The 15876-nt window shown below is 54.4% G+C and carries 9 protein-coding genes; 3 read left to right on the top strand and 6 right to left on the bottom strand.

Annotated elements, in window-relative coordinates:
- Positions 1-177: 177 nt before the first annotated feature.
- From PLIM_RS17285 to PLIM_RS17295, 3 genes are all read right to left on the bottom strand, one after another.
- Complete coding sequence (locus PLIM_RS17285; RefSeq protein ID WP_013111606.1) at positions 178-1413, bottom strand: molybdopterin molybdotransferase MoeA; 1236 nt, start codon at positions 1411-1413, stop codon at positions 178-180.
- Between the two features lie 210 nt (positions 1414-1623).
- Positions 1624-3669, bottom strand: coding sequence for a site-2 protease family protein (locus tag PLIM_RS17290; protein WP_013111607.1), 2046 nt, complete (start codon positions 3667-3669; stop codon positions 1624-1626).
- Positions 3657-4805, bottom strand: a complete 1149-nt coding sequence (locus PLIM_RS17295; protein ID WP_013111608.1) for a 1-deoxy-D-xylulose-5-phosphate reductoisomerase — start codon at positions 4803-4805, stop codon at positions 3657-3659. The genes PLIM_RS17290 and PLIM_RS17295 overlap by 13 nt, the downstream gene beginning before the upstream one ends.
- Positions 4806-5147: 342 nt before the next feature.
- Between PLIM_RS17295 and PLIM_RS17300 the strand changes: the two genes are divergently transcribed.
- Entirely contained in the window at positions 5148-6710 is a 1563-nt protein-coding gene (locus PLIM_RS17300) for a sodium:proton antiporter (protein WP_230849335.1), read from the top strand.
- 389 nt (positions 6711-7099) lie between these two features.
- A complete protein-coding gene (locus PLIM_RS23165; RefSeq protein ID WP_013111610.1) occupies positions 7100-8422 on the top strand; it encodes a TerC family protein in 1323 nt (440 codons plus the stop codon).
- 69 nt (positions 8423-8491) lie between these two features.
- Here PLIM_RS23165 and PLIM_RS17315 read toward each other — a convergent pair whose 3' ends face one another.
- From PLIM_RS17315 to PLIM_RS17325, 3 genes are all read right to left on the bottom strand, one after another.
- Positions 8492-9559, bottom strand: coding sequence for an Hpt domain-containing response regulator (locus PLIM_RS17315; RefSeq protein ID WP_013111611.1), 1068 nt, complete (start codon positions 9557-9559; stop codon positions 8492-8494).
- Positions 9560-10394: 835 nt separating this feature from the next.
- Positions 10395-13946 (bottom strand): serine/threonine-protein kinase, encoded by a 3552-nt coding sequence (locus PLIM_RS23170; protein ID WP_013111614.1) that lies wholly within the window; start codon positions 13944-13946, stop codon positions 10395-10397.
- A gap of 571 nt (positions 13947-14517) precedes the next feature.
- Entirely contained in the window at positions 14518-14838 is a 321-nt protein-coding gene (locus PLIM_RS17325; RefSeq protein ID WP_013111615.1) for a hypothetical protein, read from the bottom strand.
- 180 nt (positions 14839-15018) lie between these two features.
- Here PLIM_RS17325 and PLIM_RS17330 point away from each other — a divergent pair, with 180 nt between their 5' ends.
- On the top strand, positions 15019-15723 hold the full coding sequence (locus PLIM_RS17330; RefSeq protein WP_013111616.1) for a metallophosphoesterase family protein: 705 nt from the start codon (positions 15019-15021) through the stop codon (positions 15721-15723).
- The last annotated feature ends 153 nt before the right edge of the window (positions 15724-15876 follow it).

Genomic DNA, 15876 nt, shown 5'->3' on the forward strand with positions numbered 1-15876 from the left:
TCCCTACGGCCCAGCTGTCGTCTTTAACGTCATTTATTCCCACGGGCTGGTCCGATGACCAGGGGATGACAGCGATTCCCCAAGACTAATAGATGTAACGGTGTGGCGAGAATCTGTCATCATGCCTTCGCAGAATTCTGCGATCTTCGCCGCAATTAGGCCTTTGAGTGGAGAAGATCAGCACCAGCGGTAAGCGAGGAGTGTTTCGCCCTTTTTTGGTGGCGGGGAATTCGCCGGGAAGTAAATCATCCCGTTCGCTGAGAGAGTGGCCTGCAGATCAGATGAGCCCTGCCACGGGATGGTGCGGGCCGTGGTGGATGAGCCGGTGGAGTCGATGAAGGCGGGATGATACGTGGGCCGGTCACTCGTGTACTTTTCGTCGACCGCAGCCAGAGCTTCGATGGCTGGAGCAATGGTGGGAGTGATCCCCGAAAATTTTCGCAAGGCGGTTTTCACAAACAGTTCGAAGCAGACGAGACTGCTGACCGGGTTGCCGGGAAGGCCGAAGACGAGGCAGGTTTTTGGCTGCCGTTTGATCCCGAACCAGATGGGCTTACCAGGCTTGATATCGACTTTGTGAAAGATCTTTTCGACACCTTCAGCAGTGAGTGCCTGTGGGACGAGATCGAGCATACCTGCGGAGACACCCCCGGTTAACAGGAGAAGATCGGCTGCCAAGCCCTGGCGGATCTTGAGCGTGAGTTCGTCCAACGAGTCGGAGGCGATGCCGAGTCTCTGCACTTCACAGCCGGCTTGCAACGCGAGGCTGGCGAGCAAAGTCTCATTCGAGTTTCGAATCTGGCCGGGGCCTGGCTTTTCGCTGGGAGGAACCAGTTCATCCCCCGTGGCCAGAATGGCGAGTGTTGGCTTTTGTTTGACTGGAATGGTCACGATCCCCAGTTCGGCCAGACCTGCCAGATGCTGGGGAGCTAACCTTTGACCAGCACTTAATACCAGCTGGCCCGGTTGCATGACGGCTCCACGCCGGATCAGATTAGCACCGACGGCTGTGGATTCGTGAATGAAAACCAGATCCTCTTTCCGTGTGGTCCCTTCGATTTTGACAACTGCAGTGGTTCCGGACGGGAGCGGTGCCCCCGTCATGATCTGGATCGCTTCACCCGCTGCGAGACTCTTGGAAGGTGTCTGGCCAGCACAGATGAGACCTGTCACGCGAAGTGATGGGCTCAGAGAGGAAGTAGATAACCCGGCAGACTGTGCGAGATCTTCGGCCCGGATGGCATAGCCATCCATCAGAGCTTTATCGAAGAGAGGCGCAGGTTCCGGGCTGAGAATCGCCTGGCTCGTCACTCGCCCGAGAGCCTCATGGAGAGGCACGGTCTCTTCGGCGAGTGCATGCGCCGAGGTACTGATGAGTTCTAAGGCGGCAGGAATATCCAGAAGTGGTGGCATGGCTCCGGTTCCGGATCTGATTCTTTATCAATGTGACATTCAGCGATGGCTGAACCACTCGTAGAAAGAGCTGGTGCATTCCGCTGGCGCTGCATGACACCCTACGGGAAGTCTAGCGGCATGCTTGCTCAGAGCCGCAAGCATGGCACTGAGAAAGCATGGCACTGAGAAGGCATGGCACTTAGCCGTTACACCGACCTGAAATCAGGTTTAGAACTTGTGGACAAACAGATCGAGGCAGATGACAAAGAGCATCAGTCCCAGGACAAAGGCCATGCCGGCATAAGTGGCAGCAATCTGCACCTTTTCATTGGGTTTTTTGCGGGTGATCGCTTCGTAACCCAGGAAGACCATGTGTCCACCATCGAGCATCGGAATCGGCAGGAAGTTAATCACCGCCAGGTTCGCACTCAAAAAGCCCAGGAAAATCAGCAGTGACGAAATTCCCAGTTTGGAAATCTCATAAGCAGCGCGGGCAATCCCTAAGGGGCCGTGCAATTCAAAGACACTCAAATGCCCGGTGAAGAGGCTGCGCAAAGTCATGTAGATATTCAGTACAGACTTCTCCATGTTGGCATAGCCCATCTTGAACGCTTCGCTGAAAGACTTCGCCTGCTGGGTCGTGCGAGCCGGATACATCGCAAATCCACGGCGTGGGTAAGGCCATTCCTTATCGGCCACAGGTTCGAGATCAATCGTTCGAGTTTCGGAATCTTCCTTGATGGTCAACGTCGCTTTGCGAAGTGGATACCTCTGAAGTTGCACGAAGGCGAAAGCCCAGTTGTTGACGTTTTTCTCTTTATCGCTCCCCAGATCGACTTCAACCGTTTTGGCATCCGGGCCTGATCCTTCATCCGGGTGAGGAAGCAGAGCCAGCTTGAGGATCCGCTGACCGGGTTTGATCCCCGCAGCTTCCGCAGGAGAACCGGGATCAACACTCAGGACGACGGGCACAACCTGAATGGCGACACCAATCGCAGGAATGGCCAGTGCATCGCCGGCACGCAAAGGCGCATCGAGCCAGCCAGGACTGGACTCGGGAGTGACCTTGAGAACCACTTCCTGATTACCGCCGCCATCCTTCTGACGAGCGACTGTGATTTCGATTTCTTTACCAGCCATCTGGCTTAATTCGTCAGGCAGACGCAACGGATTGAGAGCCGTGCCAATCGCCCGGTCGCCCACTTTCACAATCTTATCCTTGGCCAGAAAACCGGCCTTTTGTGCAGGGGAACCAAGGCGGACAGCCGTAACTGGGCCGGTATCCATCGAGAGCCCCAGAGTGCGGAAGAAACCTGGGCCCACGCGTGATTTGATCTCTTCACCAGGAGCATCGAGATCGGGAACGCCGGCGGCATTCACGGGAGGGCGGCGAACGGTGAGCGTGACCGTTTCACCACCTTTAGATACAAGTCGATCTTCGAGATCCTGGAAGGATTTCACTTCAACATCATCCACGTGTGTGATCAGGTCGAGCCCCTGAAGTGGTGGCTCGGCAGCTGCGGCGGGCGTACCCGGCATCACAGTGGGATCACCATTCAAGAACTTCATCAATCGCAAAGAAGAACTGAAGCTCACACCAATCGATGGACGGTTGCCGCTGGTATCGGGGACGACAACAGTTTTGAACGGTGTGTCGTCACGTCGGCGACCTTCGACATCAATCGGGCCCGTCGAAAGAGCAGCACTGATGGAAACTTCTTCGAACGATCGGATGGTTCGCCCGCCCATTTTCTCAATCTTGTCGCCACGTTCGAGCCCAGCCACCCAGGCGGGATGACCAGGTTCTACACTGCCGACAATCGCGGGGACAGATTCCACACCCATGGCAAACGCAATCGCACAGAAGATCAGCCCCGTGATGAGATTCATGATCACACCAGCCGAGATAATCGCCATGCGTTGCCAGACGGGTTTGGACGAGAACGACCGCGGATCAGCCGCGATTTCTTCGCTGGTCAGTTGGCTGGGGTCGGCATCGTCCTGCCCCAGCATCTGCACATAACCACCAAAAGGAATGGCTCTGAGTGCATAAACAGTCTCGCCCCATCTTTTGGCCAGAATCGCCGGGCCGAAGCCAATGCTGAATTGTTCGACGTGCACATCGCACCACTTGGCGACGGCAAAGTGGCCCAGCTCGTGGAAGAAAATCACCATCCCGAGGCCGAGGGCGACGTACAAGATATTCTGAAGGCTGCCCAGAGTGAGAGCCATCAGGCAGGGATTGAGCAAAAGGATCAAATCTAAGCTTTCCAACGTCGCGTCTCCTCGCGTGCCCAGGCATCCAGTGCCAACAATTCACTCAGTGAAGGATTGGTGGAGTGCGTGTGCGCGGCTAGTACTTCCCCACAAACCTGGGGAATCTTCATGAACTTCAAATCGTTATTTAAAAATCGTTCGACAGCGACTTCGTTGGCCGCATTCAGCACTGCTCCGCTGCCGCCACCGGCTGCAGCAACTTCAAAACCCAGCTTCAAGGCAGGAAACCGGTCGAAATCAGGGGGGAAAAACTCCATCGTCTGAGATTCGAACCAGTTCATCTTACGAGCAAAACCAGATTTTCGCTGGGGCCATGATAACGCATATTGAATGGGCAGGCGCATATCGGGCGGAGAAAGCTGAGCCAAAATCGAGCCATCCACATATTCCACCAGCGAGTGAATGATCGATTGGGGATGCACCACGACGTTTAACTCGTCCACGCTGGCATCGAACAGCCAGCGGGCTTCGATCACTTCGAGGGCCTTGTTCATCATTGTCGCACTGTCGATGGTGATCTTCGGACCCATCTTCCAGGTGGGATGATCGAGGGCAGCAGCAACTGTCACCTTGTCGAGTTCGGCACGTGAGGACTTGCGAAAAGGCCCACCACTGGCCGTCAAATGAATGCGGGCCACCTCGTGGCGATTCCCGGCAGCGAGGCACTGAAAGATCGCGCTGTGTTCACTGTCAACAGGCAGAATTTCACCGCCAGAAGCCTTCGCCGCATTGGTGACGAGTGCACCAGCGACAACCAGGCTTTCTTTATTGGCCAAAGCGACCCGTTTGCCCGATTGTGCGGCGGCCCAGGTTCCCTTGAGGCCGGCGGCCCCGACAATTGCCGAAACGACAATCCCGACCTGAGGATCGGTTGCGACCTGCTCGATCCCTTCTTCGCCAAACAGCAGTTGAGTCTCAGGGGGAAACAGCGATCGATCGATCTCACCCGCCAGCGATGGATCGGCAATGACGGCATAGCGCGGATGAAATTCGTGGCATTGCGAGGCGAGTTCCTGCACGCGACGATGAGCGGCAAGTGCAAAGAGTTGAAACGATGCTGGGTCACTGCGGACCACATCGAGTGTGCTTAAGCCGATCGAACCAGTTGAACCCAGCAGGGCAATCTGCTTCATCAATGGGTACAACCTTCAGGAAGACAAAAGGCCATGGCTTCTCCGGTCACGATCTGCTGAAAAGCCAAGTTGCCTGATCAGCTTTGGGGACAGCCTATTCGGAATTGGACAAAACACTGTAACTTCTATGATCTATAAAGTTTAGGAAACCTGAAAAAAGTCGACAAGGCCGGATATGGCTTCTTTGATAAGTGTCGGTTTATCTATTCGAATTCACGAGAATGACATCTACAGGGAGTTGCTGTGAGAGGCGGGGTGTTGTAGATCATCCCTGAGGAGTTTTCGTTTGAAACCACTGAATCTAAGGATATCGCCTTGAATTCGGCTTTGCCTGAAAGATCTATGAACCCCTTGGCCAATTGCAATGCAGGAGCCACACGCGTTTTCCCGCGAACTTTGTTGAGCCTTGCAATCATGGGCCTGCTGCTCGCAGGAATGTTGTTCTTGAGTGAAGGAAGTTCGGCCTTAGCGCAGGAAACGTCACCGGTTCAGGAATCTGTACCTCATGCGGCAGATCACACAAAATCGGATAAACACCATTCTGAAAAAGATTCTCATACGGGTGATGCACATGCCGGGCATGAACCGTTGGGGAAGCTGGTTTCGAAGTTCTCAACAGTTCCATTTGCCCTGTTGCTGCTTTCCATTGCCGCCTTCCCGCTGATCAATCCGCACTGGTGGGAGCACAATTCGAACAAAGGGATTGTGGTCGCGATCCTGTCGATCCCCGTGGCGATTTATCTCACCATGTTTGGGGAAGCCGGTCTGCATACCCTCGAGCACAGTGGTAAAGAATATGTCTCCTTCCTGCTGCTGCTGGGTTCGTTGTTTGTCATCAGTGGGGGCATCTATGTGCGTGGGTCATTGGCCGGTACGCCCGTAGTGAACAGTCTGCTCCTGGGCTTTGGAACCGCCATTGCCAGTTTTGTCGGAACAACGGGCGCATCGATGCTGCTGATTCGCCCGCTACTCAGGGCCAATAGTTCCCGCACACGCGTCACGCATACGGTGGTGTTCTTTATCTTCATGGTCTCGAATAGTGGCGGCCTGCTGACACCTTTGGGCGATCCCCCATTGTTTCTTGGATTCTTGAAGGGTGTTCCCTTTGAATGGACACTCAGACTCTGGCCTCAATGGCTCATGGTGAATCTCATTCTGCTGGTGGTCTATTTCCTGTGGGATCAGATCGCTTTTCGGAAAGAGTCTCATCTGCCAGGCACGTCCAGCGAGTCGCAAACCCCCAAAGAAGCCCTGGGGCTCGAAGGCTGGCACAATCTGGCCTTTCTGCTGGGAATTGTCGTCGTGATCTATGCCAGCGGCCAGGGCCTGGGGAATGGAGGCAAAGCCTGGCCATGGGGAATTCAGGAACTGCTGATGCTGCTCCTGTTGCTGGGTAGTTACTTCATGACCAGCCCTGCTCTGCGAGCAAAAAATCATTTCGGATTCGGGCCGATTATCGAGGTGGCCGTGCTCTTTGCGGGTATTTTCGTCACGATGATTCCGGCTCTGGCCATTCTGAACTCTGAAGGCAAGAACCTGGGGCTCTCGACCGAGTGGCAATACTTCTGGGCGACGGGCATTCTTTCCAGCTTTCTGGATAACGCGCCGACCTACCTCACATTTGCCGCCACTGCCGCCGGCATTGCCAATGTCCCATTGGAGGGGCCTTACCTGAGGCTATTTCTGGAGACCGGTCCCGAGGCTCACGCCATTCTGGCGGCCATCAGTTGTGGAGCCGTCCTCATGGGGGCGAACACATATATTGGCAACGGGCCTAACTTTATGGTCAAAGCGATTGCCGAGGAAAACAACATCCGCATGCCCTCGTTCTTTGGATATATGGCCTACTCGGGATTGATTCTGCTGCCGATTTTCGTGTTGATGACGTTTGTCTTTTTCATCTGAATTTTTCGATTTCAGCACTTTCAATCACGTGGTGTTCAGGTCAGGAACTCTTTGCCAGACTTACTGTTAGGTTGAAAAAACTCGTGGAGCAGCCTGGATTGTCAGTGATCTTTTCAGGCAAAACAGCCGTTCTCTGGCCTGACAGAAGATTCTGAGACGCTGTCTGCTTATCATCTGGAAGCTTCCGTTCGCGGAAGAAAAGCTGTGGCTGACAAGAAGTTTGGGAAATTCCAGTTGTTCCGGCGTGGCCCGTGAGTGAATCAGGCCCTCTGGAAATTGGTGACCAGCCTGCTCCACGGCCTAAGGCGGATCGTCGGAATCCCGAATCAGTTCCATGGCTGATTTTGATACACATTGAGACACCTAAGATACTCTAAGCAGGATTTGTCATGACGGTTTTGGTCTGGGCTGGATTCATCATCCTCGTGCTGTTGATCCTGGCCTTCGACCTGGGGGCCTTCAGTCGAGGCTCGCATCGAGTCATCAGTGCCCGGCAAGCCCTCTTCCGCACAGGTGTCTATTTCGCACTTTCCTGCCTGTTTACAGTCTTTGTTTACTACGCGTACGAAAATCACTGGTTTGAATTGGGCCGCTGGGAAACTTCGACCGCAGAAGCCGCAGCCAGCCCGGAATCTTCCAGCGAAAAGGCCTTGACGACCACTTCGACCGAAGCCACCGCCTCCGTCGAGAACCGCACAGCAGACAAAAAAACTGCCGCCACTCCACCGGAATCTGGCCAGCTCACCGAGAGTCAATCGGCTGGAGGGCCATCGACTGATGCTCATCCCACGGATGCTCATTCCACATCTGCCGAGTCCTCTCCTGCCCACTCCAATTCTTCGGGCCGTGCGAAACATCACCGGTTAGAGATTGCGTTTCCCTTCGAACCTTCGGCCAGCAGTGGCGACAGCGACGAAGAGCCGACAGGTTTGCCAGAAAATGGCAGTGAAGCAGCCATCATGTACTTTACGGGCTATCTGGTCGAACAGAGCCTGAGTATGGACAACATCTTTGTCATTGCGCTGATTCTGTCGTTCTTCCAGGTTCCCGCGGCTTATCAGCACCGCGTCCTCTTCTGGGGAATCATTGGTGCACTGGTCATGCGTGGAGTGATGATTGCCCTGGGAGCAGCCATCATTCAGCGCTTCGACTGGGTCATTTACATCTTCGGCGCTCTGCTGATCTACACTGCCGTCAAGATGCTCTTTGCTCACGACGAAGAACTCGATCTTGAGCAGAATCGCCTCGTCAAATTCATCCGGCGGATCATCCCCGTGTACCCCGGTTTTGTGGGGGATCATTTCTTCACAAAACTCGATGGCAAACTGGCTGTCACCCCACTCTTTGTCGCTTTAATGATGGTGGAAAGCACTGACCTGCTCTTTGCTGTTGATTCGATTCCTGCGGTCTTCGGCATCACCCAGGATCCTTTTCTGGTCTTCAGCTCGAACGTCTTCGCGATTCTGGGATTGAGATCGCTGTACTTTGCTCTCGTTGATCTGCTCGATCGCTTCCGGTTTCTGAAGTACAGCCTGGTTGCCATTCTGTTCTTTGTCGGCTCCAAAATGCTGGCTCACCATTACATCGTCTTCTCGCCTTTTGTTTCGCTCTTTGTGATTGCGGTCTTCCTGGGCTTAGGAATTGGAGCCTCGTTTGTGGTCCCTGCTCCGCCACACGAAGAAAAGGTCGAACCGGCTCAAGAACCCAGTTGATCGTCCACTGGCCTGTGTGCCATGCCGAACCCCGATTTGCAGAAACCTATCAACACAGGTTGAGTTCACTCACGACTGAGAGTCATCGAGTTCCGATTGTCGATAAGACTGCAATTCGGTTGTGAGCTGTGCTAATCCCTGACGAAGGTACGGCAACAATTCTGCGGCTTCCTCGATATGGCCGTTCTGAGCAGCGAGTTCGATCTGTCGGGCCAGATCCAGAATCTCTGGCGGGCTGAATGTGGCCGCAAGTCCTCGCAAACTATGAGCTTTCCGTTGCATATCAGCAGCGTTTTGCCGTTCATTTGCTGATGTGAGATCCTGCAGCATAGGTGGCACAGATTCGATAAAGAAACCCGCCAGCATCATGAGCAGATTGCGGTCGACTCCCAGATTCCTCATCACACGTTCCGCATCGAAGAGCGGCTGACTGGTCGTTAAGGTCTCAGACTGAGACTGCCGATCCGACATTTCATACGAGAAGCGAGGTGTGAATTCCTGCAATTCTCGACAATGCGACTCGGAATTCTCCGACCAATCTTCGCGCGATCGATTTTGCAAAGGCCTTGATTCCTGTGGCCTTTGGTTCATCGTTTGCTGCCGGAGTGAGTCATGATTGTTGTCGAAAAAGGACTTCTTTTTGACTAAGCGAGTTGGATCTGCGGGTTCTTTGCTGGAGTGATTTCGGCCGCCTAAAGATTCTGCGAATGCTTTCGCCTGAGGAATATAATCCGGGTGCAGTAATCTCCACTGTTCCCGCTGACGTGATCGAACTGCGATTTGTTCAACACTCTGGAGGAGCACTTCGGCTGTCAGTGGCTTCAACAAGAGATCATCCATACCGGCATCAATACAGGAGACAGCCAGAGTTGGTTCGCTGTGCGCCGAGATCGCCACGATGGGAACCGATGCTCGCGTCTCATCGGGCATGAGTCGAATCGCGATGGCGGCCTGAAAGCCATTCATGACGGGCATCTGCAGATCCATGATAACGACGTCAAATGGCTTTCTGCGAATTTTGGCAATTGCCTCAATGCCATTCCCTGCAAGTTCGACACGATCTCCATTCCGCACAAAGACTTCCCCCAGAAATCTTTGCATGGCGGGCGTGTCTTCGACCACCAGCACAGTACGCATAATGGCACCTCAACATCAGATCCTTGAATTCACGAGCCAGTGAAATTTCGACTCCACGAATCCTGCATAAATCTGAACTGAATGAGTTCGCGAATCGCGCGCCATTGCGTTGCAAATCAGTCAGTGAGGACCAAATCCACCAGAAAGTGCTGCCGCTGGATCCCAGGAAAAATCTCCAAAAACTGCATAGGTAAGAAGTTACGCGACAACAGACAGGCAGAGTCAGCTCTGCAAAAGAAACGCTGCGCTCCATGAGCCCATCGTTCCGAGCTGGTTGCTTAGAATTCAGTACGACCTCGCGACAGCCAGCCACATCTCATGCAGCTTTGCAACAGCGTGCCTTGCGGTCCGGCTCTGTGCCCTGCGGTACGTTCCAGTGCCATGCTTCGCGGCTTTGAGCGAGCATGTCCATGCACACGCATCCTTGTGTCGTCGTCACCCCGACAAAAGTGATTGCGACGGGGTGGCTGGGGTCAAACGTCCTCGTTTGCCCCCAGGTCATGGAACTTTGATTACTCATGGCGAACATGTGGAAAGTCAGTAAGGCATGTTTTGGATGCATTTTCGCTGGTGAATTCGATTGACGAGGGGGCGGATGAAGACATCCGACCCCTGCCACCCGGGTAAAGACCAAGCCATGCCACATGGTTTTGATTTTTCAGGGGCTCCAGAGTCGTGCCAACCAAGACAAAGTCGACAGTGGTGGCAGGGCAAGCGCCATGCGCGTACTTTTGCTATGCGACAACACTGCGCTCGATGATTGGCGGCAGAGTCATCATCCAGCCGTGACAAAAAGCCCGGAAGCGATGGATTGCCTGAGTTCGCTAGTTGAAGTTTATGGGGCTTCGATGGGGTAGTGATGTGGCAGTGTCTGCCAGTTGACACCGACATCAGTGCCATCGGTCGCAGCATTGAGCAGCGGGTTGGAATCACTGGTGGCGTCGAGTTCCACATCTTCAGGGATGAGCGTATCGAAGGGTTTGAGCATCCAGCGTCCGCGCCATTCAATGGCCAGGTTCTGTGAGGATGAGAGTTCTCCACCGACACTCCAGAATTGCTTCCATTTATCGAATTTCATTTTGTAGGCCGCGTTGGAAGTCTGCCAGATCGGCTCGATGGCATCATAGAAATTTCGTTCACCCGACCAGGACAGGAACCTGCGGAGATCGGTTTCACCAGCCATTCCCTGCTGCAGAATCAGTGGCTTTCCATGCCCGACCGCCAGAATCGAATTGCGCAGCGTGACTGCCAGTGGAGTCAGGCTCACAGAGAAATCATCTCCACTCCCCAGCTTCAGGAAGTGTTGTCGGGTCAAGACGGTCACGTGGTTGAAATTGATTTCCACGCGGTCCACTTCCGCCATGACATCCATAAGACCCATCGAGCGAAAAATATCATCATCGACAGCAATCACCGAATTCTCGACGACGTACCGGGCGGGGGCAGGATCATCGAGAGTGCAGAACCTTGAAGTGCCACGAATCAGGCAGCTGGACAATGTGGTTTCGGGAGTACTGGCTGCTCCGGGACCAGTCTTCATCCCTGCAATCATCGTAGGAGCCTGCCCGGCGGGTGCCGATTGCCTCAATACAGTGGCAGCCGATTGACGAGGATTGCGGACTGTGATCCGGACATTCTGCAATGAGAGTTTGTCGATTCGCTGCGTACTGAATAGAGACCACAAATCGGCCGTGACCGTTTCCGGGAGATCCCATTCCAAATCGACATTGATAACCGCCAGAGCCCCGCCCGTCATGGTGATCATGCTGGGTTGGAGACTGTCTTGAGGAGCAAATCGGACTGTGGGGCGGAACCCTTTCGCTGCCCGAATGGTGAGTGATTTTCCCGAAAGTCGGATCGGTTTCTCGGAAGGGAGCAGACGCCCCTGATACCGCAATTCGATGACATCGCCTGATCTGGCAGAGACACAGGCTGCTTCCAGACTGTCAAAACTTTTGCCATCGACAATCCGCACTGGTGCCGCCACGAGACTGGAGGCCGCTGTCGAGCGATCGATCAGAGATCGTTCCGCCAGACTTTGATCAGGGCCAGCACGCTCTGGGCCAGCACGCTCTGGGCCAATGCGCTCTGGGCCAATGCGCTCTGGGCCAGTGCGATCTGGGCTGCCATTCAGATCCGTCGCCGCAGAACTACCCATTAAGGGTGCAGTGCTGGAAGAACCCGTTGTCGCAGCAACTGACTTCCCCGAATTCGTGCTTTCCGACAGCCCATTGAGAGAGCGAGGAAGTGAACTCTCGGGGAGACCGGTTCGATTTTCTGTCTGTGATCTCGACTGGCCGGTTCCTGCACTGGGTAGTGCTACGCTGGGAAGTGATCCCCCTGAATTGGCTGGACCTGCGCTGGAGGAAGGCTTGGTCGAAAAGATGTTCTCCAGCCAACTGGAAGTGCCGAATGAATCATCGAATGGGATCAGCAGTGGCGAAATCGGGTTCACACGACTTGATGAATTGCCACTGGAATTCTGCGAGATGGCAGCCTCAGGATTATTCGTCGAGTCAGTGGAAGTGATCCCCTCTGAGTTTGATCGCTGCGACGTGATCGGGAAACGTACGGCTCCAGATGTGATCTCGGCGGGAAAACGAATTTGATCAGCCGGGAGTTGAGGAGCAAGACCAGTGCTTGCTCCACCCTGCCCTGTCAGATCAACAGGTGCCGGAACTGGCGGGCGCTCCTGGCCAGAAACCGGGTTGCTCGCCCCGAGATTGCTGTCTTGCGAGAAAGTATTGCTACGGGAACTGAGCCCCTCAGCGATTTGTGATTGAGCACGAGCGAGAGGCGCAGTACCACCCGTCGGGGTGTTTGCCAGCAGAGGACTTCGCGTGTCTGGAAGGGGACGTCGCTCCAGCGGGTTGAGAGGGGTTGCTCCCACCTGAACAGGAGTTAAAGAATCGCTCTGGCCATCGGACTGCCAGGTGTTGTTACGAGCATCTTTCTTCACGGGGAAGAGCTGTGGAAAGCGATCCAGGAGTACAACGACCATCACCAGCAGGGCGACCGTGGCCAGCCAGCCGATGTTTTGTCGAATTCCATCCTGCAGACGATTGCGCGGCGGCGCCATGACCACCGATCCCGAAGTGGGAATACCCATCTGCCGAGCGAGGATTGTCAAATCGCCCAGCAGTTCTTCGGCTGAGGAATAGCGCTTGCGTCGGTCACTGGCCATCATCTTCCGGACCAGCATCGAGAGTGCCGGTGAGACGAGGCGGTTCTTGACGGCAGGATCAGGAGATTCCCGGCCCTGATGATCCAGCAGCTTCTGCAGCACGGTCCCCTCAGGATAGGGTGGCTCACCCGTGAGCATATGATAGAGCGTGCACCCCAGTGAATAGATATCACTGCGGACATCGACAGTGCGGGGGTCTTTGGCCTGCTCCGGTGAGATGTAATCAAACGTGCCCAGTGTGGTTCCCGCGACCGTGAGTTCTACCGATTCCTCACTGAGCTGGCAGCGGGCCAACCCCAGGTCAACCAGTTTGACCCGACCATTGCGACTGATCAGGATGTTTGAGGGTTTGATATCGCGATGCACGACATTCATGGCCGAAAGATGAACCAGCGCTTCGGCCAGTTGAATCGTGTAGTAGACGGCCTCTTCAGGATCGATGCGGCCTGTCTGCCGGATACGATCTCGCAGATTTCTACCTTCGACATACTCGTAAGCAATGTAATGCAGACCACGATCTTCACCACTCGAGAAGACACGGGCCACATTGGGATGATCGAGTGAGGCAGCAGCGCGTGCTTCATTCTGAAAGCGGGCGACGCTCGACTCATCGCGCGATTGTCCAGGAGATAGAATCTTCAGGGCTACCTGACGCCGCAGAACTTCGTCTTCTGCCAGAAACACCGAACCCATCCCGCCGACACCCAGCCTCGAGATGAGTTGGAAGTGAGCCAGTGACATCTCTTCGAAGGGCTGCTGATCAGCACCGGCGTTGTTCTCTGCCAAGTTGGGGAAGAGCCGCTTGAGCAGATAGGAATCCGCATTGACAGTGCGAGTTCCCGAGAGCTCGCCCGGCTCGTCCTGCAAACCGTTTTCAACAGGCTCCCCGTCCGCTGATCTCCCACCGGCTGATCGGGGATCAGAAGCTCTGGAACCAGAACGGGAAGTCACAGCAGAACTTTTTGAGTGGCTCCGGGAGAGTTGTTCGGGCTGAGGAAGCCGCACGACAGTTTCAGGTTCGGCTGGGGCCATGTCATGCTGCCAGGGGAACTGACCTGGGAACTGCCCGGCCTGAGGATCAACACCAGATTCGGCATGAGGATCACTTGAGCCCGGTGGAGCGGAAGTGGGTGAAAATCCAGATGCAGCTTCGCCTGCCCGGTGAGGGAAGGCGAGTTGCGATTTGGAGCCACGATCCGCCATGCGAGAACCTGTTGCCTTTCGTCGATTAGAACTGTTTCGCCCGTTCGGAAGATTGTAGTTGACTCTGCATGATGAAGAACCCCCTCAGAGCAGAGGAAGCTCTCCTGAATTCTGATTCTTAACGACAAATGGACGCGAAAGACCCGCAGAAAGTTCTCTTCAACGGGTGAAATTCCCAAGAGTGGTGATTTGGAACGATCGACTCGTTACTGCATGTTGATTTGTCGAACTGATTTTGTGAGCAAAGTTGCTTTGAAAGGGACGGACATCAGCGGGAAATACTCGTCGATGGGCGATTGCCAGACAGCCGACAAAAGGACAATACAATTATAGGCTGCAATCTTTGCGCCAAACAAAGACTTAGTGCTTCAGAAGATGAAATCACTGCGGAATCATCGATTTCTGCCCGAGGTGGCAGCCTTAAAAATGGCAAAATTTGCAAAATCGAACATCCGGCAGGGTAATGACCTTCTCGCCGATCAGATTGTGCAGCGACGGTTGCGTACGGTGACAGCAAATCGAGCCGGGGAAAGCACAGAGACCACAAATTCAGAGAATCCACAGCCGCTGGTCAGGCCGACTGGTCACTTTCCAGAAGCGTATGAAGATCTTCTGCAATCAGAACGAGCCCATGCTCCAGCGTGGCATAGAGTTCACCGCTGTAGCGCTCGCTGGCCAGTACCTGCTGAATCTGATGACGAATCGAGATATCAGGGATGCCGCCCAGATCAGATTCCTGAGGCTTGCAGAGTTTTCGCAGTTCGTGAACTTTGGGAGAAAAGCCCTGTTTGAGATGCTCTTCAAAGTCGCGTGAAAGGCGCTCGGCCTCGCGAAGTTTTTCCCGCAGAGTCATCTCCTCCAATCGAAGAGTGCTGGATCGTGGAACGTTCATCGGCATCACTCCCGCTGCTCACATCCGGCTGGTTCTCAGCACCGCAAAGATCTATCCCGCAGCCTGGGTGTTTCAATCATCTGCAAACTTCTGTAAAAATTAGATCACTCTGTATGCAGAATTGCTAATTTATTTTTGGCGACTTCATCAAATCCTCGTCGAGTCCTATGGCCCATTGACATGAGAATCCTTCTGATCGCGGATATTCATGCCAACTTTGTGGCCCTTTCCGCCATTCAGGAATCGTTCGACGCCTGCCTGTTTCTCGGAGATGCCGTCGAATACGGCACAGATTCAGCCCCTTGCCTCGATTGGATCAGAGGGCATGCAACAGCCGTCGTACGGGGCAATCACGATCATTCAACGGCCCAGAGAGTGCAATCACAAGGGGCCTCTCCTTTACGAAGGCTGGCAGCCGCCACACGAGCGATCAACGAACGTGTGCTCACCGCTTCACACCGCAAGTTTCTCTCGCAGATGCCACTGACGAGAAGTCTCGAACTCGACGGCCAGAAGTTTTTCCTCGTGCACGCGACTCCACGCGACCCCATGGATGAGTACCTGCCCGAGGATGCTCATGCCTGGCAACAGCGGCTCTCCTTTATCGAAGCCGACTTTGTGTGCGTAGGCCACACCCACAAGCCGATGCAGCTGGATCTCGGCCAGACACAAGTGATCAACCCCGGCAGTGTGGGCCAGCCGCGCAATGGAGTTCCTGAGGCACATTACGCCATTATCGAGCAGGGAAAAGTCTCCTTCCGGACAGTCCCCTACGATATCAGCCGGGCCGTGGAGCAGATGCGAGAAGCAGGGCTGGAAGAATCGCTGATTGAGCTTTCGGAGCATTTGTTGAGAACTGGCGGATCACTTCCCGCGAGTGTGTGATCTTCTTTGATGAAACTCCCGCGAACTTCTGATGGAGTTTTACTTTTCTCACTGGAAATTCACGCCTGGAGAAAATCCCCTGTTGCTGAATTGACGATTCTAGTCATACTGAAGAAAGCAGGCCGGATGGCCCGGCCGAAATGATGCGGCTCG

The organism is Planctopirus limnophila DSM 3776 (genome assembly GCF_000092105.1).
Lineage (GTDB): Bacteria > Planctomycetota > Planctomycetia > Planctomycetales > Planctomycetaceae > Planctopirus > Planctopirus limnophila.

What these genes read in the sequence shown, in the direction of transcription:
- PLIM_RS17285 (WP_013111606.1), bottom strand. Translation starts at nt 1,413, where the DNA reads ATGCCACCACTTCTGGATATTCCTGCCGCCTTAGAACTCATCAGTACC.
- PLIM_RS17295 (WP_013111608.1), bottom strand. Translation starts at nt 4,805, where the DNA reads ATGAAGCAGATTGCCCTGCTGGGTTCAACTGGTTCGATCGGCTTAAGC.
- PLIM_RS17300 (WP_230849335.1), top strand. Translation starts at nt 5,148, where the DNA reads ATGAACCCCTTGGCCAATTGCAATGCAGGAGCCACACGCGTTTTCCCG.
- PLIM_RS23165 (WP_013111610.1), top strand. Translation starts at nt 7,100, where the DNA reads ATGACGGTTTTGGTCTGGGCTGGATTCATCATCCTCGTGCTGTTGATC.
- PLIM_RS17315 (WP_013111611.1), bottom strand. Translation starts at nt 9,559, where the DNA reads ATGCGTACTGTGCTGGTGGTCGAAGACACGCCCGCCATGCAAAGATTT.
- PLIM_RS23170 (WP_013111614.1), bottom strand. Translation starts at nt 13,946, where the DNA reads ATGGCGGATCGTGGCTCCAAATCGCAACTCGCCTTCCCTCACCGGGCA.
- PLIM_RS17325 (WP_013111615.1), bottom strand. Translation starts at nt 14,838, where the DNA reads ATGAACGTTCCACGATCCAGCACTCTTCGATTGGAGGAGATGACTCTG.
- PLIM_RS17330 (WP_013111616.1), top strand. Translation starts at nt 15,019, where the DNA reads ATGAGAATCCTTCTGATCGCGGATATTCATGCCAACTTTGTGGCCCTT.